The 16,922-nt window shown below is 69.3% G+C and carries 23 protein-coding genes; 16 read left to right on the forward strand and 7 right to left on the reverse strand.

Annotated elements, in window-relative coordinates; all coding sequences use genetic code 11:
• Positions 1–248: 248 nt before the first annotated feature.
• On the forward strand, positions 249–464 hold the full coding sequence (locus tag BU28_RS26555) for a hypothetical protein (RefSeq protein ID WP_143809713.1): 216 nt from the start codon (positions 249–251) through the stop codon (positions 462–464).
• Positions 461–1,060: a Hint domain-containing protein gene (locus BU28_RS23970; protein ID WP_051578345.1), complete on the forward strand. Its 600-nt coding sequence runs from the start codon at positions 461–463 to the stop codon at positions 1,058–1,060. The genes BU28_RS26555 and BU28_RS23970 overlap by 4 nt, the downstream gene beginning before the upstream one ends.
• A gap of 69 nt (positions 1,061–1,129) precedes the next feature.
• Here BU28_RS23970 and grxD read toward each other — a convergent pair whose 3' ends face one another.
• The 4 genes from grxD to BU28_RS0119925 form a co-directional block, all read right to left on the reverse strand.
• Entirely contained in the window at positions 1,130–1,492 is a 363-nt protein-coding gene (gene grxD, locus BU28_RS0119910; RefSeq protein WP_028720976.1) for a Grx4 family monothiol glutaredoxin, read from the reverse strand.
• A gap of 79 nt (positions 1,493–1,571) precedes the next feature.
• Positions 1,572–1,814: a BolA/IbaG family iron-sulfur metabolism protein gene (locus BU28_RS0119915; protein ID WP_028720977.1), complete on the reverse strand. Its 243-nt coding sequence runs from the start codon at positions 1,812–1,814 to the stop codon at positions 1,572–1,574.
• An 89-nt stretch (positions 1,815–1,903) separates the two neighbouring features.
• Complete coding sequence (locus BU28_RS0119920) at positions 1,904–2,569, reverse strand: adenosylcobinamide amidohydrolase (RefSeq protein WP_028720978.1); 666 nt, start codon at positions 2,567–2,569, stop codon at positions 1,904–1,906.
• Positions 2,566–3,381, reverse strand: a complete 816-nt coding sequence (locus BU28_RS0119925) for an ABC transporter substrate-binding protein (RefSeq protein ID WP_028720979.1) — start codon at positions 3,379–3,381, stop codon at positions 2,566–2,568. Before BU28_RS0119925 ends, BU28_RS0119920 begins: the two co-directional genes overlap by 4 nt.
• 278 nt (positions 3,382–3,659) lie before the next feature.
• Here BU28_RS0119925 and dusA point away from each other — a divergent pair, with 278 nt between their 5' ends.
• Positions 3,660–4,640 (forward strand): tRNA dihydrouridine(20/20a) synthase DusA, encoded by a 981-nt coding sequence (dusA, locus tag BU28_RS0119930; protein WP_028720980.1) that lies wholly within the window; start codon positions 3,660–3,662, stop codon positions 4,638–4,640.
• On the opposite strand, the gene BU28_RS0119935 is transcribed toward dusA, so the two are convergent.
• Positions 4,610–5,527, reverse strand: a complete 918-nt coding sequence (locus tag BU28_RS0119935; protein ID WP_233144981.1) for a phosphotransferase — start codon at positions 5,525–5,527, stop codon at positions 4,610–4,612. The two genes, dusA and BU28_RS0119935, sit on opposite strands and share 31 nt — an antisense overlap.
• A 5-nt stretch (positions 5,528–5,532) precedes the next feature.
• Positions 5,533–6,372, reverse strand: a complete 840-nt coding sequence (mazG, locus tag BU28_RS0119940; RefSeq protein WP_051578346.1) for a nucleoside triphosphate pyrophosphohydrolase — start codon at positions 6,370–6,372, stop codon at positions 5,533–5,535.
• 350 nt (positions 6,373–6,722) lie between these two features.
• Between mazG and yajC the strand changes: the two genes are divergently transcribed.
• From yajC to BU28_RS0119995, 11 genes are all read left to right on the forward strand, one after another.
• Entirely contained in the window at positions 6,723–7,055 is a 333-nt protein-coding gene (gene yajC, locus BU28_RS0119945) for a preprotein translocase subunit YajC (RefSeq protein ID WP_028720983.1), read from the forward strand.
• Between the two features lie 14 nt (positions 7,056–7,069).
• Positions 7,070–8,737, forward strand: coding sequence for a protein translocase subunit SecD (gene secD / locus BU28_RS0119950; RefSeq protein WP_028720984.1), 1,668 nt, complete (start codon positions 7,070–7,072; stop codon positions 8,735–8,737).
• Positions 8,738–8,749: 12 nt separating this feature from the next.
• A complete protein-coding gene (gene secF / locus BU28_RS0119955) occupies positions 8,750–9,745 on the forward strand; it encodes a protein translocase subunit SecF (protein WP_028720985.1) in 996 nt (331 codons plus the stop codon).
• Positions 9,745–10,101 carry an Mth938-like domain-containing protein gene (locus tag BU28_RS0119960; RefSeq protein WP_028720986.1) on the forward strand — a complete coding sequence of 119 codons (357 nt, stop codon included), beginning with the start codon at positions 9,745–9,747 and terminating at the stop codon, positions 10,099–10,101. Before secF ends, BU28_RS0119960 begins: the two co-directional genes overlap by 1 nt.
• On the forward strand, positions 10,098–10,730 hold the full coding sequence (gene ccmA / locus BU28_RS0119965) for a heme ABC exporter ATP-binding protein CcmA (protein ID WP_028720987.1): 633 nt from the start codon (positions 10,098–10,100) through the stop codon (positions 10,728–10,730). The genes BU28_RS0119960 and ccmA overlap by 4 nt, the downstream gene beginning before the upstream one ends.
• Positions 10,727–11,383 (forward strand): heme exporter protein CcmB, encoded by a 657-nt coding sequence (gene ccmB, locus BU28_RS0119970; protein WP_028720988.1) that lies wholly within the window; start codon positions 10,727–10,729, stop codon positions 11,381–11,383. Before ccmA ends, ccmB begins: the two co-directional genes overlap by 4 nt.
• Before the next feature lie 52 nt (positions 11,384–11,435).
• Positions 11,436–12,161 (forward strand): heme ABC transporter permease, encoded by a 726-nt coding sequence (locus tag BU28_RS0119975; RefSeq protein ID WP_028720989.1) that lies wholly within the window; start codon positions 11,436–11,438, stop codon positions 12,159–12,161.
• A complete protein-coding gene (gene ccmD, locus BU28_RS0119980) occupies positions 12,158–12,301 on the forward strand; it encodes a heme exporter protein CcmD (RefSeq protein ID WP_028720990.1) in 144 nt (47 codons plus the stop codon). Before BU28_RS0119975 ends, ccmD begins: the two co-directional genes overlap by 4 nt.
• Positions 12,294–12,833, forward strand: a complete 540-nt coding sequence (locus BU28_RS0119985) for a DsbE family thiol:disulfide interchange protein (RefSeq protein ID WP_028720991.1) — start codon at positions 12,294–12,296, stop codon at positions 12,831–12,833. The genes ccmD and BU28_RS0119985 overlap by 8 nt, the downstream gene beginning before the upstream one ends.
• Positions 12,834–12,955: 122 nt before the next feature.
• Entirely contained in the window at positions 12,956–14,062 is a 1,107-nt protein-coding gene (hisC, locus tag BU28_RS0119990) for a histidinol-phosphate transaminase (protein WP_028720992.1), read from the forward strand.
• A complete protein-coding gene (locus BU28_RS0119995) occupies positions 14,059–14,988 on the forward strand; it encodes a prephenate/arogenate dehydrogenase family protein (RefSeq protein ID WP_028720993.1) in 930 nt (309 codons plus the stop codon). Before hisC ends, BU28_RS0119995 begins: the two co-directional genes overlap by 4 nt.
• Positions 14,989–15,043: 55 nt before the next feature.
• Here BU28_RS0119995 and BU28_RS0120000 read toward each other — a convergent pair whose 3' ends face one another.
• Positions 15,044–15,367, reverse strand: coding sequence for an FYDLN acid domain-containing protein (locus tag BU28_RS0120000; protein ID WP_028720994.1), 324 nt, complete (start codon positions 15,365–15,367; stop codon positions 15,044–15,046).
• 140 nt (positions 15,368–15,507) lie between these two features.
• Between BU28_RS0120000 and BU28_RS0120005 the strand changes: the two genes are divergently transcribed.
• Positions 15,508–16,200, forward strand: coding sequence for a M48 family metallopeptidase (locus BU28_RS0120005; protein WP_028720995.1), 693 nt, complete (start codon positions 15,508–15,510; stop codon positions 16,198–16,200).
• A 39-nt stretch (positions 16,201–16,239) separates the two neighbouring features.
• Complete coding sequence (locus BU28_RS0120010; protein WP_028720996.1) at positions 16,240–16,890, forward strand: GntR family transcriptional regulator; 651 nt, start codon at positions 16,240–16,242, stop codon at positions 16,888–16,890.
• Positions 16,891–16,922 lie beyond the last annotated feature (32 nt).

Consider the following 16,922-nt stretch of genomic DNA (forward strand, 5'->3'; position numbering starts at 1 on the left):
TCAGGCAATTAAAGCAAATTAGACATGACGGCGCCGGTGCATTCCGCGCCGGTGCCGTCTCGATGCAGTCCGCCAACTTCCTCCGGTCCATTCTGACCGGATAACGCCCTTGGGCGAACGGGAATGTCTGTCTTGATTGTCGATGCGGTGAACCGATCACGCCATGCATTGGGCGTGTCTGATAGCGAGTACTTGAATGACTTCCCAGAACAAGCACAACGGCAGCAACGACCACGGCGGCCATGGGCATGACCATGGCCACGGGCACCACCATGGCCACGGGCACGACCACCACCATGGCGGGCACGGACATGGCCACGGGCAGGACCACCACCATGGCGGGCATGGACATGGGCACGGGCACGACCACCACGGCGGCCACGGCCATGGGCACGGGCATGGCGGCCATCATGGCGGTGGACATGGCGGCGGCTGCGTTCCCTGCTTTGCCGGCGGCACCATGATCCTGACCGAGGCGGGCGAGATGCCTGTCGAACGCCTGGTTCCCGGCACCCGCGTCATGACCCGCGATAACGGGCTTCAGGAACTGCGCTGGACCGGATCGCGCGTTGTCGATGCCGCGATGCTGGACCAGAACCCAAACCTGCGCCCGATCCGCATTGCGGCCGGGGCGCTGGGGAACGGCCTGCCCAGGCGCGAGCTGATCGTGTCGCCGCAGCACCGTGTGCTGGTGCGCTCCAGGATCGCGCAAAAGATGTTCGGGGCGGCCGAGGTTCTGGTCGCCGCCAAGCAGCTGCTGCAGATCGACGGCATCGACATTGCGACCGACCTCGAGTCGGTCGAGTACTTCCACTTCCTGTTCGACCGGCACGAGATCGTCCTGTCGGAAGGCGCGGAAACCGAGTCGCTTTACACCGGCCCCGAGGCGCTGAAGGCCGTGGGCCCCGCCGCCTGCGAGGAGATCTTTGCGATCTTCCCCGAACTGCGCGACATGCCCGAGGATCACCCCCCCCAGGGCGCGCGCCTGCTGGCCTCGGGGCGCCAGGGCCGCAAGCTGGCGGTCCGCCACGCCCAGCACCAGAAGGCGCTGGTCCAGTAACACCCGCGGGAGCGAAACGAAAACGGCCGGTCGCGGGACCGGCCGTTCCTTTTTCCCGGGACCGCCCTTTCAGGCGTTCGCTTCGCGGATCTTGTTCGCGGCGTCCTTGTCATAGGCCACGCCGGCCTTGTCGAACAGCTGGTCCAGCTCGCCCGACAGGGTCATCTCGGTCACGATGTCGCAGCCGCCCACGAACTCGCCCTTGACGTAAAGCTGCGGGATCGTCGGCCATTCCGAGAAATCCTTGATTCCCTGGCGGATGTCGGCATCCTTCAGCACGTCCACGTCGCGATAGTCCACGTTCATGTAGTTCAGAACACCGGCCACGCGGCTGGAAAACCCGCATTGCGGCATTTCCTTGCTGCCCTTCATGAACAGCACCACGTCGGCGCCTTCGATGGTGGCCTGGATCTTTTGACGAACATCCGTCATCTGGTTTTCCTTTCGTTTCCTTCGCCGGCAGGCGGGCAGGTCGATCCGGCCCGGCCCGGCGGGCCTGTCTGCGGGCCGGTTATTCGGGGGCCTTGGTGGTCAGGGCCAATGCGTGCAGCTCGCCGCTGGGGCCGTCCATCTTGCCCTGAAGCGCGGCATAGACGGCGCGCTGCTGCTGAACCCGGTTCATGCCGCGAAAGCTTTCGTCGATGACCTCGGCGGCATAGTGGTTGCCGTCGCCGGCGAGGTCCGTGATCGTGATCTGGGCCTTGGGAAAAGCTGCGCGGATCAGCGCTTCGATGTCCTGGGCTTCCATCGCCATGAAGGGGTCCTTTCTGGGTTTCACCCACATGTAAGGAACCCCCCCGCGCCACGCAAGATCGCGGCAGAGGCCCATGTGCCGGGCCGGGGTCATCGCCGGCCCGCCAGCGGCGGCGGCGCCTGCATCCAGGCCCGGACGCCCGCGGCCACCGCGTCGTGGCAGGCCCGGCCAAGCGCCTCGCCCAGGGCCGTATGCAGTCCGGCATGGGGCAGGGGCGTCCCATCCAGGCGCACGGCCAGGGCGATGCAGTCGGTGCCGGTCCCGGTGGCCTGCCCGGTGGAAAGCACGGGTCCCAGCGCGATCATCGCCGCCGTGCGGGCCTGGGCCGCGATGGTCATGGCCTCGACCAGCGCGGGCAGGTCCAGCGCGGCACCGATCCTGACCGCCATGTTGATCGTCCCCCAGCCCGCCGGGTCCGGCTCGCGCCGCCGCCCCACGCGTTCGGCGTTCGACAGGCCGACGGTCGCCAGCGCCTCGACCTCGATGCCGCCGATCCGCGCCACGGCGTGATGATGCCGCCTGACATCGCGCGAGGTCAGCATCGCGACCGACCCCGACTCGTCCCGCCACGCCAGTTCGGCGGCAAGCCAGGGCGCCACGTCCAGGTCCGTCGTCAGGTCCGCGTCGCGCACCTCGCGCCACAGGATGCGCTGCGCCGAAACCAGACCGGGACGGTGGACGGCCCAGCTCAGCACCCGGTGCGGCGCGCCCAGGTCGACGCCAAGCCAAGGCCGTTCGCAGGCGATCCGCATCACGGCGCGATCATCCGCTGGCGGGCAGAGGCAAGGGCGCGCAGCGCCTCTGCTACGGCGGGGGTACCGCACAGCCAGGCCCGGTCGGGAATCTCCAGCCGCCGTGCGCCCAGGTCGCGCAGCGCAGGATGGGCCAGCACCTCCTCGGACCGCGAGGCACCGGGATAACGCGGGCCCAGCACCAAGAGGTCGGGCCGGCCCGCCACAAGCTGTTCAAGCGCAAGGGTGCCGCCGCCGCGCATGCCCAGCTCTCCGGCCAGGTTGCGAAAGCCCGCGGCGTCCAGGATGCGGCCCGCCAGGCTGTCCGGGCCCGTGGTATAGCCGTTCGCCTGATAGATGGCCGCCAGGGGCCTGGGCCCGCGCGGATGCAGGAAAGGCGCGATGTCCCGGTCGAAGGCGCGGACGCGCGCCTGTGCCTCGGGGGCGCGGCCCAGCAGCGTGCCCATGCGGTAGAGCGCGTCGCGGATGCCCTCCAGGTCCTCGGCCGGGTCGAACAGGGCGACGGAGACGCCCAGCCGCTGCAGCAGCCGCACGGTCGCGGCGTCGCCCAGGCTGCTGGCCAGCACCAGGTCGGGCCGTAGGGCCAGCACCTCCTCGGCCCGGCCCCGGTTGGACGGGATCGCCGCCGCCCGGCTTGCCATGGCTGAGAGCGCCGGGTCGCGCGCGAGTTCCGAAACCGACACGAGCTGTTCCGGCGCAGCCACGGCCAGCGCCAGTTGGTCGGTGCAGAGGTTGATCGACACCACCCGCCGGGGCGCCGCCCCCGCGGGCATCGCCAGCGCGACCAGCATGGTGAACAGAACCCAAAGCCGCAAATCCGTCCCTCCTGCGGCCACGGCTTAGCGCGGCCCCGTCCTCTGCGCCACCGCGATCCGCAGCGGCGCAGCTCGGGCGGGCAGAGCGTGTTCCTCTCGGCTCGGGTTGTCGGGAACAGCTGAACAGGCATTCGGCCTTGTTTCGCGCCCCGTGCGCGCCATCTGGGAAAGAAAGCTTCGGCGCAATGTGCATTCCGAGGTCGAAACCCGGCGCAACGAACCGTAAAAGGGCCCGTGAACCGGCACGCCTGCACGCCCGATGCATTGAAATACAGACGATGAACAACGAACAATCCTACAGACTGTCCGTCGCCCCGATGATGGACTGGACCGATCGGAACTGTCGCGACCTGCACCGGCTGCTGTCGCGCCGGGTGCTGCTTTACACCGAGATGGTGACGGCGCAGGCCGTGATCCACGGCGACCGGGCGCGGCTTCTGGATTTCGACGCGGACCAGCATCCCGTCGCCCTGCAACTGGGCGGGTCCGAGCCGGCCCTGCTGGCCGAGGCGACCCGGATCGCGGCGGATTGGGGCTATGACGAGATCAACCTGAACGTCGGCTGCCCCAGCGACCGGGTGCAGTCGGGGTGCTTCGGCGCGGTGCTGATGACCCGGCCGGAGTTGGTGGCCGAATGCGTCCAGGCGATGATGCGCGTCAGCCCGGTCGAGGTCACGGTGAAATGCCGCATCGGTGTCGACGACCAGGTCCCGGAACAGGTCCTGCCCGCCTTCATCGCCCGGATGCGGGACGCGGGCGTGCGCCGCCTGTCCATCCACGCCCGCAAGGCCTGGCTCCAGGGCCTGTCCCCCAAGGAAAACCGCGAGATCCCGCCCCTGGACTATCCGCTGGTCCACCGAATGAAGGCCGAGTTTCCCGACCTGCACCTGTCCGTGAACGGCGGCATCGGCTCGCTCGACCAGGTCCGCGACCAGCTTGGCACGATGGACGGGGTGATGGTCGGGCGCGCAGCCTACCACCAGCCCTGGGACATTCTGGGCCGGGCCGATCTGCTGTGGGATCAGGAGCCGCCCTTCGCCACGCCGCTTGACGCCGCACAGGCCATGCGGCCGCGGATCGAGGCGCATCTGGCCCGCGGCGGGCGGCTTCACCAGATCGGACGGCACATGCTGGGCCTGTTCCACGGCCGCCCCGGCGCGCGCGGCTGGCGGCGGATCCTGTCCGAAGGCGCGGCGCGGGCCGAAGCCCCGGCCGAGGCGCTTGCCGTCTATGACGCCGCGCTGGCCGAAGTCGCCTGAGCCCAGTCCCGCATCGCCCCGGCCAGCGCCGACCGGCGGACCGGCTGGCGCGCGGAATCGAGGTAATAGGCCAGCATGATCTCTCCGATCATGAAGCGCAGGAGGGCGCGCTGGTCGGGCGCGATCAGCCCCGGCACCGCCGTCAGAGCCTGGTAGTCGGGCGCGGCGATGCCATCGATCCGGGGCAGGGGGATAGCGCGCCGGCTTTCCAGCCAGACCAGCAGCCGGGCTGCGTCCCGGACCACGGCCATGGCCCCCCAGTCCTGCAGGTCGATGCCCGTCATCCGGTCGGTGACGGCGTCGTAGAACAGGTTGTCGCCGGTCAGGTCGCCATGCAGGCGTGCGCGCTCGACCCGGGTTCCGGCCAGGGCGCGGCCGTCCTGCGCCATGCGCCGCAGGACGCCCGAGACCAGGGCGCGGTCCGCCCAGTCGCCGGTCGTGGCGGCCAGCCGCTCCTCGATCCCGCGCAGCCAGAAGCGCGGGCCGAACCGCCCCTCCTCGCGCGCAGGGCCCGCCAGATGCGCCAGCCATGCCCCGGCCCGCGCCACCAGCCGCGCGCGTTCGGCAGCGGGCGCCGAATCCAGCGCCTGGACCAGCGGCACGCCGGGGGCGGCGCGCAGCACCACCGCGCCTGCCTCGGGCAGGACCGTCAGCGCCGGCGCGACGCAGTCAGGGCTGTTCCCGAATGCCGCCGCCGCCTCGTCCAGCCGCCGCGCGGCGCCCAGGGCCGTCGCAGCGGGATCGGCGGTGCGGAACTGCTTGAGGAAGGCGCGTTCGCCCTGCAGCCGGATTTCCCAGACCCGGCGCTGGGGCAGGTCGCGGATCAGCCGCAGGACCCTTGCCCCGGCAAGCGGGGGCAGGGCCGCCAGCTCGGCGGGCAGGTCCAAATCCTTCAGCCCCGCTCGTCCGCCTTGGCCTGGTTCCACAGGGCGTCCATCTCGGCCAGGTCGCTGTCCTCGGGGCGGCGCCCCTGGGCGGCCAGCGCAGCCTCGATCCGGCGGAAGCGGCGGGTGAATTTGGCATTGGCCAGGCGCAGCGCCTCCTCGGGGTCGATCTTCAGGTGCCGGGCGAGGTTCGCCATGACGAACAGCAGATCGCCGAATTCCTCGGTGACATGGCCCTGGTCGGCGCCTTCCTGCGCTTCGGCCAGCTCGGCCGCCTCCTCGCGGATCTTGTCCAGGACCTCGGCCGGGCCCGGCCAGTCGAAGCCCACGCGCGCGGCCCGGTTCTGCAGCTTGACCGCGCGGGTCAGGGCGGGAAGTCCCAGGGCGACGCCGTCCAGCACGCCCTTCTCGGCCTTGGCGGCGCGTTCGCGGGCCTTGATCTCCTCCCAGTCGCGGACCTGCTGTTCGGCCGACTTGTCGCGGGATTCGTCGCCGAAGATATGCGGGTGGCGGTCGATCATCTTGTCCGAAATGCTGGCGACGACGTCGGAGAATTCGAAAAGTCCCGCCTCGGCCGCCATCTGGGCGTGAAACACCACCTGCAGCAGCAGATCGCCCAACTCGCCCGGCAACTCGTCCCAGGCCTCGCGGGCGATGGCATCGGCGACCTCATGCGCCTCCTCGATCGTGTAGGGCGCGATCGAGGCAAAGCTCTGTTCGATATCCCAGGGGCAGCCCGTCTTGGGATCGCGCAAGGCGGCCATGATGGCAAGCAGGCGGGGAATCCCCGTCTCGTCGGGCTCGGCGATGCGCTCGGCCAGGGCCGGATGGATTGCGTCTTGCGCCATGGCGTTCCCCCTGCGGTTCGGATCCCTTCTGCTGCCACAGGGCGCGGCCGGTGTCCACGCCGTCCGTGGCGGGTGCGGCTTGGGGGCTCCGCCCCCGTCCTTCGGACTCCCCCGGGATATTTGGGCAAGAAAGAAGCCGAGGCTGCCGGGTCAGTGTTTCTTGCTTGTCCAAATATCCTGGGGGGAGCGCGGGACGCGCGGGGGGCGAAGCCCCCCATTCGGGACAAGGTCGGGGCTGTTGCCGATCTCGTCATCCCGGCTTTTCTTGCCATCCCCCGGTCGCGCGGCTAGGGTGCGCGCCAATTCCGCCGGGGGACCGCCCGGAACCTGTCAACCGAAGGGATCAAACCATGTTCGTGACCCCCGCCTATGCCCAGGCCGCGGGCGCCCCGTCTGCCGGCGCCAGCATCGCATCCTTCCTGCCGCTGATCCTGATCTTCGTCATCATGTATTTCCTGATGATCCGCCCCCAGCAGAAGCGCATGAAGGAACACCGTGCCCTGATCGAGGCGCTGAAAAAGGGCGACGAGGTCATCACCCAGGGCGGGCTGATCGGCAAGGTTACCGCCGTGCGCGACAACGAGCTTGAGGTCGAGATCGCGCCGGGCGTCAGGACGCGCGTCGTGCGCTCGACCATCACCGGCGTCGTCAACCGCACCGCGCCCGTCGCCGCCAACAGCTGAGGCTAACGGCCAAGATGCTTCATATCCCGACCTGGAAACGCCTGCTGATCCTTGGCCTGATCGCCATCGGTCTGCTTTATGCGATGCCGAACCTGTTCTATTCGCGGGTCGAGCAGCATAACGATGCCATCAAGACCATCGGGCGGAGCGGCGTGGAGACGCCCGAGGATGTCGCCGCCCGCGCCGGCTGGCCGGATTGGCTGCCCTCGGGGCTGGTAAACCTCGGGCTCGACCTGCGGGGCGGCGCCCATCTGCTGGGCGAGGTCCATGTCGCGGATGTCTACAAGGCGCGGATGGACGCGCTTTGGCCGGAACTGCGCGATGCGCTGGTGGCGCAGCGCGATACCGTGGGCGCCGTGCGCCGCATCGCCTCGCCCGACGGCGGCCAGCTGATCGTCGAGATCGGCAACCCCGACCAGATGGCCCGCGCGGTCGAGATCGCGCGCGGCCTGGCCACGCCCGTCACTTCGCTGACCGGGGCGGGGCAGTCGGACATCGTGGCCACGGGGTCGGGCAACCGGCTGACCGTGCAGCTGTCGGATGCCGAGAAGGCCGCGACCGACGACCGCACCGTGCAGCAGTCGCTGGAGATCATCCGCCGCCGGATCGACGAGGTCGGCACCCGCGAGCCCACCATCATGCGCCAGGGCAAGGATCGCATTCTGATCCAGGTGCCCGGCATCGGCTCGGCCGAGGAGCTGAAGCAGCTGATCGGCACCACCGCCAAGCTGACCTTCAACCCGGTCGTCGGCCGCGGCACCGATCCGAATGCCCGGCCCGGGCCCGGACATGTCCTGCTGCCTTCGATGGACGAGCCGGGCGTGTTCTATACGCTCGAGGAAAACCCCGTCGTCACCGGCGAGGACCTGACCGACGCGCGGCCGAGCTTCGACCAGAACGGCCAGCCGGCGGTCGATTTCCGCTTTGGTCCGGCCGGGGCCAAACGGTTCGGGGCCTATACCTCGGCCAATATCGGCCAGCCCTTTGCCATCGTGCTGGACAACCAGGTGATCTCGGCCCCGGTGATCCGGCAGGCCATCACCACCGGCTCGGGCCAGATCTCGGGCGCGATGGACGTCGACGAATCCACCCGGCTTGCGGTCCTATTGCGCGCGGGCGCCCTGCCGGCCGAGATGACCTTCCTGGAGGAGCGGACCATCGGTCCGGAACTGGGCCAGGATTCGATCGACGCGGGGCGGCTGTCGTCCATCATCGCGACGGCGGCGGTCGTGGCCTACATGATCGCAAGCTATGGGCTGTTCGGGGTCTTTGCCTCGATCGCGGTCACCGTCAACGTCATCCTGATCCTGTCGATCATGTCGATGATGGGGGCCACGCTGACGCTGCCCGGCATCGCCGGAATTGTTCTGACGGTCGGGACCGCGGTGGACGCCAACGTCATCATCTATGAACGCATCCGCGAGGAATTGCGCGCCGGCAAGCGCGTGGTCAAGGCCATCGACGACGGCTTCAACGAGGCGATGTCGGCGATCATCGACGCGAACGTAACCTCGTTCATCTCGGCCGCGGTGATGTTCTTCCTGGGCTCCGGCCCGGTCAAGGGCTTTGCCGTGACGCTGACCATCGGCCTGGTCACCTCGGTCTTTACCGCGATCTACCTGACGCGTCTGATGATCGTGTTCTGGCTGGAGTGGCGCAAACCCAAAGAGCTGATTCTGTAAGGGAGCAGGACCATGGCATTTCGTCTGAAACTCGTTCCCGATCATACGGAAATCGACTTTTTCCGCTGGCAGTGGCTGACCTTCGGCCTGTCGGCGGCGGCGATGCTGGCCTCGGTCATCATCGTCGCGGTGATGGGGCTGAACTTCGGCATCGACTTCAAGGGCGGGACGACGATCCGCACCGAAAGCACGACCGCCTTCGAGGTGGGCGACTATCGGCAGGCGCTGGCGCCGCTGGACCTGGGCGACGTCTCGATCACCGAGGTGTTCGACCCGAGCTTCGGCCAGACGCAGCATGTGGCGATGATCCGCATCGGCACCACGGACGAGACCGGATCGGTCACGCCCGAACAGTTGAACCAGGTCGAGGCGGCGCTGAAGACCGTCGATCCCGAGGTGCGGTTCGCCGCCGTGGAATCGGTCGGGCCCAAGGTCTCGGGCGAACTGGTCAAGACCGCCTTCTATGCGGTCGGCGCCGCCTGCCTGGGGATCATGGCCTATATCTGGCTGCGCTTCGAATGGCAGTTCGCCATCGGCTGCGTCGTTTCGCTGATCCACGACGTGCTGCTGACGATCGGGCTGTTTTCGCTGTTCCAGCTGCGCTTCGACCTGACGACCATCGCGGCGCTGCTGACCACCTTGGGCTTTTCCTGCAACGACACGGTCGTCGTTTTCGACCGGCTGCGCGAGAACCTGATCAAGTACAAGACGCGGCCGCTGATCGACCTGATGAACCTGACCTGCAACGAAACCCTGTCGCGCACGATCATGACGGCCGTCACCACCGGGATCGCGCTGACCGCGATGCTGATCTTTGGCGGCGACGTGATCCGGGAATTCGTCGTGGCGATGCTGTTCGGGGTGTTCGTCGGCTGCTATTCGACCATCTATGTCGCCAAGAACATCGTCCTGTGGCTGGGCGTCAAGCGCGACTGGGCCAAGCCCGGCGAGAAGAAGGACAAGCCCGCGACCGAGGAAATCCCGGCCGCCTTCCGGGACGCGCCCTGATGGCCAACATGGTTCCGACCGAGTTCTCGGGGGCCGTGCCGGTGGACGGCTACGGCCCCGGCTTTTTCCGGGTGGGCGGGGTCGTGCATCGCTGCGCGGTCATCGTGACCGAGGCCGGGGTGACGCCCTGGGGCGGGCTTGAGGACCGCGCGGCCCTGCTGGCACTCGCGGGCTCGGTGGACGTGCTGTTCCTGGGCATGGGGGCGGACATCGCCTTTCCGCCCCGCGACCTGGTCCTGGCGCTCGAGGCGGCGGGCGTGATGCCCGAGCCGATGAATTCGCCCTCGGCCGCGCGCAGCTACAACGTCACCCTGTCAGAAGGGCGGCGGGTTGCCTGCGCGCTGCTGCCGCTGTGAGCCTGCTTGAGGTTCGCGGCCTGGCGGTGGCCAGGGGCGGGCTGCGCGTGCTCGAGGGGCTGGATTTTTCCTTGCAGGCCGGGCGCGTCCTGGTCCTTCGCGGGCCGAACGGCCTGGGCAAGACGACATTGCTGCGCACGCTGGCCGGGCTGCAGCCCGCCGTTGCGGGCGAGGTCGTGGCGGCGCAGGACGGCGTCGCCTATGCCGGCCACGCGGATGGGCTGAAGCCCGCGCTGACGGTGGCCGAGAACCTGCAGTTCTGGGCGTCCGTCTTTGGCGGGCGGGGCATTGCCGAGGCGCTTGGGGCCATGGACCTTGCGCCCCTGGAAAGGCGCCCCGCGCATATGCTGTCGGCGGGACAGAAGCGGCGGCTGGGACTGGCGCGACTGATGGTCACGGGCCGTCCCGTCTGGCTGCTGGACGAACCCACGGTTTCGCTGGACACGGGGTCTGTGGCGCTGTTCGCCGCCATGCTGCGCGGCCACCTGGGGCAGGGGGGCGCCGCGATCATTGCCACCCATATCGACCTGGGCCTGCCCGAGGCGGAGGTGCTGGACCTGAGCCGGTGGCGCGCCCGGCCCGGTCGGCGCGAGGCACGGCCCGCGGGCTTCAACGAGGCGTTCGGATGAAGGCGCTGCTGCTGCGCGACCTGCGGCTGGCCGTGCGCGCCGGGGGCGGCTTCGGCCTGGCGCTGGCCTTCTTCCTGATCGTCTGCACGCTGGTCCCTTTCGGCATCGGCCCCGAGGGCGGCACCTTGGCCCGCGTCGCGCCCGGCATCCTGTGGATCGGGGCGCTGCTGTCCTGCCTGCTGTCGCTGGACCGCATCTTCGCGCTCGACCACGAGGACGGCTCGTTGGACCTGCTGGCCACCGCGCCGCTGCCGCTGGAGGGCATCGTTGCGGTCAAGGCTCTGGCGCACTGGCTGACGACCGGCCTGCCGCTGGTGGTCTTTGCCCCGGTGCTGGGGCTTTTGCTGCATCTGCCAGGGCCGGCCTATGGCTGGCTGGTCGTCTCGCTGGCGCTGGGGACGCCCGCGCTGTCGGTGCTGGGCGCCTTTGGCGCGGCGGTGACGGTCGGGCTGCGTCGGGGCGGGCTGCTGTTGTCGCTGCTGGTCCTGCCGCTGTATGTGCCCACCCTGATCTTCGGCGCCGAGGCGGTGCGGCGCGGCGCGCAGGGCGCCGATCCCGCGACGCCGTTAGTGTTTCTGGCGGGCATCTCGCTGGCGTCGCTGGCCCTGATCCCCTTTGCCGCAGCCGCCGCGTTGCGCGTCAACCTGCGGTGAATGCACCATGAGGCCAGTTGAGCGGCGCGGCGCGGCGGGGTAGGGAGGGATCATGTCGCTTTGGGAATACGCCAACCCCGTCAAGTTCATGCGCGCCTCGGGCGCGGTCCTGCCCTGGGTGGCGGGGGGTGCCGCGCTGTGCATCGCCCTGGGCCTTGGCTGGGGTTTCCTGACGCCGCAGGACTATCGCCAGGGCGCGACGGTCAAGATCATCTTCCTGCACGTCCCCGCCGCGCTGATGGCGATCAACGCCTGGCTGATGATGCTGGTGGCCTCGCTGATCTGGCTGGTCCGGCGCCATCACGTCAGCGCGCTGGCGGCCAAGGCCGCGGCCCCGGTGGGGGCGGTGATGACGCTGATCGCGCTGGTCACCGGCGCGATCTGGGGCCAGCCGATGTGGGGGACGTGGTGGGAATGGGACCCGCGGCTGACCTCGTTCCTGATCCTGTTCCTGTTCTACCTTGGCTATATCGCGCTTTGGGCCGCCATCGAGGACCCGGACAGCGCCGCCGACCTGACCGGCGTTCTGTGCCTGGTCGGTTCGGTATTCGCGCTGCTGTCGCGCTATGCGGTGAATTTCTGGAACCAGGGCCTGCACCAGGGCGCGTCGCTGTCGCTGGCCCCGGGCGAGCGGATGTCGCCGGTCTACAAATACCCGCTTTACGTCTCGATGCTGGGGTTCTTCCTGCTGTTCCTGGCCTTGATGCTGGTGCGCACCCGGACCGAGATCCGCCGCCGCCGCCTGGCCGCCCTGCTGGCCCGGGAGAACCGCGCATGATCGAGCTTGGAAAATACGCGGGCACGGTGCTGGCCGCCTATGGCATCAGCCTGGCCCTTCTGGCCGGTGTCGTGGTCCAGACGCTGCGCGCCAACGCCCGCGCCCGCCGCGCGCTGGAGGAGCATGAACGCCATGGCTAGGGTTTCGCCGATGATGCTGCTGCCGGTGGCGATCTTTGCGGGCTTTGCCGCGATGGCCGGCTGGGCGCTGCTGCGCGACGACCCCGACAGCCTGCCGTCGGCCATCGCCGGCCGCGAGGCGCCGGCGGTGTCGGCCACGACGCTGCCGGGGGCGACGCAGCTGACCGACGCGATGCTGCGCGAACCCGGCGTCAAGCTGGTGAACTTCTGGGCCAGCTGGTGCCCGCCCTGCCGGGCCGAGCACCCGACGCTGACCGCGCTGTCGGCCGAACTGCCGGTCTATGGCATCGACCTGAAGGACCCCGAGGCCAATGCCGCAGCCTTTCTGGCCGAGCATGGCGACCCGTTCCGGGCGCTCGCGACCGACCCGCGCGGGCGGGTGGCGATCGACTGGGGCGTGACCGCCCCGCCGGAAACCTTCATCATCGACGGGCAGGGCAAGATCCTTTACCGCTTCGCCGGGCCCCTGGTCGGCGACGATTACCGCCAGCGCTTTCTGCCCGAGCTGGAAAAGGCCCGCGCCGTCGAGTGACGGCAAGGCCGGCATGGGTATTTGGGAAACGGTGAAAGCCTGGGGCCTGGCGCCTGTTGGGCGAGGGCCTTTCCAAGCCGGTCGCGCGGGGCTAAGACGGCCGGGCTTGCAAGAGGCCCCACATGTCGCAGAACCAACCGACCATCGCCCCGCAACCCGGGATCATGGAGATCGCGCTTTACCAGGGGGGCGCCGCCAAGGTCGCGGGCGTCGAGAACGTGGTGAAGCTGTCGTCGAACGAAAACCCCTTTGGCCCCTCGGACAAGGCGCGCGAGGCCGTGGTCCGCGCCGCGCACAGTTTGCACCGCTATCCCAACACCGACCACGCCGGCCTGCGGGCGGCGATCGGCGCGGTCCACGGGCTGGATCCCGAGCGCATCATCTGCGGCGTGGGTTCGGACGAGATCATCCATTTCCTGTGCCAGGCCTATGCGGGGCCGGGGACCGAGGTCCTGTTCACCGAACATGGTTTCCTGATGTATCGCATCAGCGCCCATGCGGCGGGCGCCACCCCGGTTCAGGTGGCCGAGCGCGACCGGGTGACGGACATCGATGCTCTGATCGCCGGCGCGACCGAGCGGACGCGGCTGATCTTTGTCGCCAATCCGAACAACCCCACCGGCACCATGGTCGGTCTGCCCGAGCTTGAGCGGCTGGCCCGTGCCGTGCCGCAGGCGATCCTGGTGGTGGATGCCGCCTATGCCGAATATGTCGAGGGCTACGACGGCGGCGCGGAGCTTGCGACGCGGCTGCCGAACGTGGTGATGACGCGGACATTTTCGAAGATCTATGGCCTTGGGGGGCTGCGCATCGGTTGGGGCTATGGCCCGCGACCGATCATCGACGTGCTGAACCGCATCCGCGGCCCCTTCAACCTGTCTCAGGCGGCGATGGATGCGGCCGAGGCCGCCGTGCGCGACCGCGACCATGTGGCCCGCTGCCAGGCCGAGAACGCCCGCATGCGCGCCTGGCTGGCCGAGGCGCTGGCGGAAAAGGGCGTACCCTCGGACACCTCCTGCGCCAATTTCATCCTGGCGCGCTTTGCCGATGAGGCGACGGCCACCGCTTGCGACGAGGCGCTGAAGGCCGAGGGGCTGATCGTGCGCCAGGTGGCCGGATATGGCCTGCCGCATTGCCTGCGCATCACCGTGGGTGACGAGGCATCCTGCCGGCGCGTCGCCCATGTCATCGGCCAGTTCATGGCTGCGCGCGCCGGGGTTGGGGCATGAGCGCGATCTATGACCGGGTGGCGCTGATCGGGCTGGGGCTGATCGCCGGCTCGATGGCGCGGGCCATGCGCGAGAAGGGGCTGGCGCGCGAGATCGTGGGTCATGCCCGTTCGGCCGAGACACGCGCCACAGCCGCCGAGATCGGGCTGGTCGACCGCGTCTTCGAGACGGCGGCCGAGGCGGTCGCGGGGGCCGACCTGGTGGTCCTGGCGGTGCCCGTAGGTGCCATGGGGGATGTCGCGGCCGAGATCGCGCCGCATCTTGAGCCCGGCGCCACGGTGACGGACGTGGGCTCGGTCAAGCAGGCGGTGGTGCAGGCCGTGGCGCCGCATCTGCCGGATGGCGTGCATTTCATCCCCGGCCACCCCCTGGCCGGGACCGAACACTCAGGGCCGCGCTCGGGCTTTGCCAGCCTGTTCCAGAACCGCTGGTGGCTGTTCACGCCCACCGAGGGCTGCGATCCCCTGGCGCTGGAGCGGCTGCAGGACCTTGTGCGTCGCTTTGGCGCCAAGACCGAGCGGATGGACGCCGCGCATCACGACCTGGTGCTGGCCGTCACCAGCCACACGCCGCATCTGATCGCCTATACCATGGTGGGTGTGGCCGACCACCTGAAGCGCGTCACCGAATCCGAGGTGGTGGAGTATTCCGCCGCAGGTTTCCGCGACTTTACCCGCATCGCCGCCTCCGACCCGACGATGTGGCGCGACGTGTTCCTGCAGAACAAGGACGCCGTGCTGGACATCCTGGGCCGTTTCACCGAGGAGCTGTTCGTCCTGCAGCGCGCGATCCGCATGGGCGACGGCCAGCACCTGTTCGATTACTTCACCCGCACCCGCGCCATCCGCCGCGGCATCATCGAGGCCGGGCAGGACACCGCCGCCCCCGACTTCGGCCGCAGCCAGCCCGGGCCCGGCGAGGGCTGAGGCATGAAAAAACCCCCGGCAGCCTTGGTGCCGGGGGTCGTGGATGATCCGCGGATCACTCTTCGTCGCTGTCGGGCACGTCCGCGATGTCGTCCAGCGACACGTCGCCGTCATCGTCGTCGTCGTCCAGCAGATCGTCGTCCAGATCGCCGTTGTCGGCATCCGCATCCAGATCCTCGTCATCGACCAGATCGGTCTGATCCTCGTCCCGCGCCGCGGTCTTTTCCGAGATCAGCGACCGAGAGCGACCGTTCGTCAGGCTTTCGACCGTGAAGACGTTGCCGCATTCCGGGCAGGTCATCGGATCGTTCATCAGGTCGTAGAAGCGGGTCGCACAATGGGGGCACTGACGCTTGGTGCCCCATTCCTCTTTGGGCATGGTATTCTCTTTCCGCCGCAGTTGGGTAAATCCGCTGTCCCCTGCCACAGGTGGAACAGGCTGTCAAAGCCTTTTCCCCCTTGCAGGCGGGGCGCGGTCAGGCTTCCTAGCTAGGCAAGCTGGGCCACGGGGTCAAGGGAATGACGGCACGGAACATCATGGTCGGGGGGGATATTCCGGTGACGCTGCGCCGCTCGGCGCGGGCGCGGCGCATGACGCTGCGGGTAACCCGGGCCGAGGGGCAGGTGGTGCTGACCCTGCCGCTTTGCGCCACCCTGACCGAGGGGCGGGCCTTCGCCGAATCCCGCGCCGAATGGCTGCGCCGGGTCCGGGCCGAGATGCCGGCGGTTCAGCTGGTGGCTCCGGGCGCCTGCCTGCCGGTCGAGGGGCAGGGGCTTTGCATCACCCCGGCGCCGGTGCGCGCGGCCCGCATCGCGGGCGATGCGCTGCTGGTTCCGCAGGGCCGGCCGGCGGCGGTCGTGGTGGCGGCGTTCCTCAGGCACCTGGCCCAGGCCCGCCTGGTTGTCGCCTGCGACCGCCACGCGGCGCGGCTAGGCCGGCCGTTCCGGGCCATCGCGCTGCGCGACACCCGGTCGCGCTGGGGCAGCTGCACCCATGGCGGCCGGCTCATGTTTTCCTGGCGCCTGGCCATGGCTCCGCCCGCCGTCCTCGACTATGTCGCAGCGCATGAGGTGGCGCACCTGGCCCATATGGATCATTCCGCCGCCTTCTGGGCGACCACCGCCGCCCTTTGCCCCGACTGGCGGGCACAGCGCGGCTGGCTCCGCACGAACGGCCATGACCTGCTGGCCTGGCGGTTCCGCGCCGATTGACGGATTGACGCGCCGCGCGTTTGTGATCACAAGGCGGGCATGAGCATCGCACCCACCCGCCCCTCGGAGACATCGGCCCATGAACGCGTCTATCGCAGCCTGCGCGGGCGGATCATGCTGGGCGAACTGCCGCCCGGCCTGCCCCTGACGCTGCGCGGGCTTGCCGCGGAACACCGCGTGTCGATGACCCCCGCGCGCGAGGCGGTGCGCCGCCTGGTCGCCGAGGGCGCCTTGACGCTGTCCAGTTCGGGCCGCATCACCACGCCGGAACTGTCGGTCGAGCGGATCGAGGAACTGGCCGCCCTGCGCGCCCTGATCGAGCCCGAGCTTGCGACCCGGGCCCTGCCGCGTGCGCATCAGGCGCTGATCGACCGGCTGGCGCTGATCAACGCGGCCATCGGCGAGGCGGTCGAGGCCCATGACGCCGTGGGCTATATCCGCACCAACCTGGAATTCCACCGCACGCTTTACCTGCGGGCCCAGGCGCCGGCAATGCTGGCGATCCTGGAAACCGTCTGGCTGCAACTGGGGCCGACGATGCGCGCGCTCTATGGCCGGGTCAAGCGGCACGAACCCCCGCGCCACCATCGCATGATCCTTGCGTCGCTGCGTGCGGGGGATGAGCCGGGACTGCGGCTGGCCGTGCGCGCCGACGTGACCCACGGGCTGCGCCACCTCGCGCAGGGCTAGGGCGCTGCCTGCGCTTTCACCGTTTCACAAAT

Source organism: Paracoccus yeei ATCC BAA-599 (assembly GCF_000622145.1).
Taxonomy (GTDB): domain Bacteria; phylum Pseudomonadota; class Alphaproteobacteria; order Rhodobacterales; family Rhodobacteraceae; genus Paracoccus; species Paracoccus yeei.

Excerpts from the sequence above, each read along its gene's own strand:
- BU28_RS0119995 (WP_028720993.1), top strand. The coding sequence starts at position 14,059 with ATGAGCGCGATCTATGACCGGGTGGCGCTGATCGGGCTGGGGCTGATC.
- grxD (WP_028720976.1), bottom strand. The coding sequence starts at position 1,492 with ATGACGGATGTTCGTCAAAAGATCCAGGCCACCATCGAAGGCGCCGAC.
- ccmD (WP_028720990.1), top strand. The coding sequence starts at position 12,158 with ATGATCGAGCTTGGAAAATACGCGGGCACGGTGCTGGCCGCCTATGGC.
- BU28_RS0120005 (WP_028720995.1), top strand. The coding sequence starts at position 15,508 with ATGACGGCACGGAACATCATGGTCGGGGGGGATATTCCGGTGACGCTG.
- BU28_RS0119960 (WP_028720986.1), top strand. The coding sequence starts at position 9,745 with ATGGCCAACATGGTTCCGACCGAGTTCTCGGGGGCCGTGCCGGTGGAC.
- BU28_RS0119985 (WP_028720991.1), top strand. The coding sequence starts at position 12,294 with ATGGCTAGGGTTTCGCCGATGATGCTGCTGCCGGTGGCGATCTTTGCG.
- yajC (WP_028720983.1), top strand. The coding sequence starts at position 6,723 with ATGTTCGTGACCCCCGCCTATGCCCAGGCCGCGGGCGCCCCGTCTGCC.
- BU28_RS26555 (WP_143809713.1), top strand. The coding sequence starts at position 249 with ATGACCATGGCCACGGGCACCACCATGGCCACGGGCACGACCACCACC.
- hisC (WP_028720992.1), top strand. The coding sequence starts at position 12,956 with ATGTCGCAGAACCAACCGACCATCGCCCCGCAACCCGGGATCATGGAG.
- secF (WP_028720985.1), top strand. The coding sequence starts at position 8,750 with ATGGCATTTCGTCTGAAACTCGTTCCCGATCATACGGAAATCGACTTT.
- BU28_RS0119915 (WP_028720977.1), bottom strand. The coding sequence starts at position 1,814 with ATGGCGATGGAAGCCCAGGACATCGAAGCGCTGATCCGCGCAGCTTTT.
- ccmB (WP_028720988.1), top strand. The coding sequence starts at position 10,727 with ATGAAGGCGCTGCTGCTGCGCGACCTGCGGCTGGCCGTGCGCGCCGGG.
- BU28_RS23970 (WP_051578345.1), top strand. The coding sequence starts at position 461 with ATGATCCTGACCGAGGCGGGCGAGATGCCTGTCGAACGCCTGGTTCCC.
- BU28_RS0119975 (WP_028720989.1), top strand. The coding sequence starts at position 11,436 with ATGTCGCTTTGGGAATACGCCAACCCCGTCAAGTTCATGCGCGCCTCG.
- mazG (WP_051578346.1), bottom strand. The coding sequence starts at position 6,372 with ATGGCGCAAGACGCAATCCATCCGGCCCTGGCCGAGCGCATCGCCGAG.
- BU28_RS0120010 (WP_028720996.1), top strand. The coding sequence starts at position 16,240 with ATGAGCATCGCACCCACCCGCCCCTCGGAGACATCGGCCCATGAACGC.
- dusA (WP_028720980.1), top strand. The coding sequence starts at position 3,660 with ATGAACAACGAACAATCCTACAGACTGTCCGTCGCCCCGATGATGGAC.
- BU28_RS0120000 (WP_028720994.1), bottom strand. The coding sequence starts at position 15,367 with ATGCCCAAAGAGGAATGGGGCACCAAGCGTCAGTGCCCCCATTGTGCG.
- secD (WP_028720984.1), top strand. The coding sequence starts at position 7,070 with ATGCTTCATATCCCGACCTGGAAACGCCTGCTGATCCTTGGCCTGATC.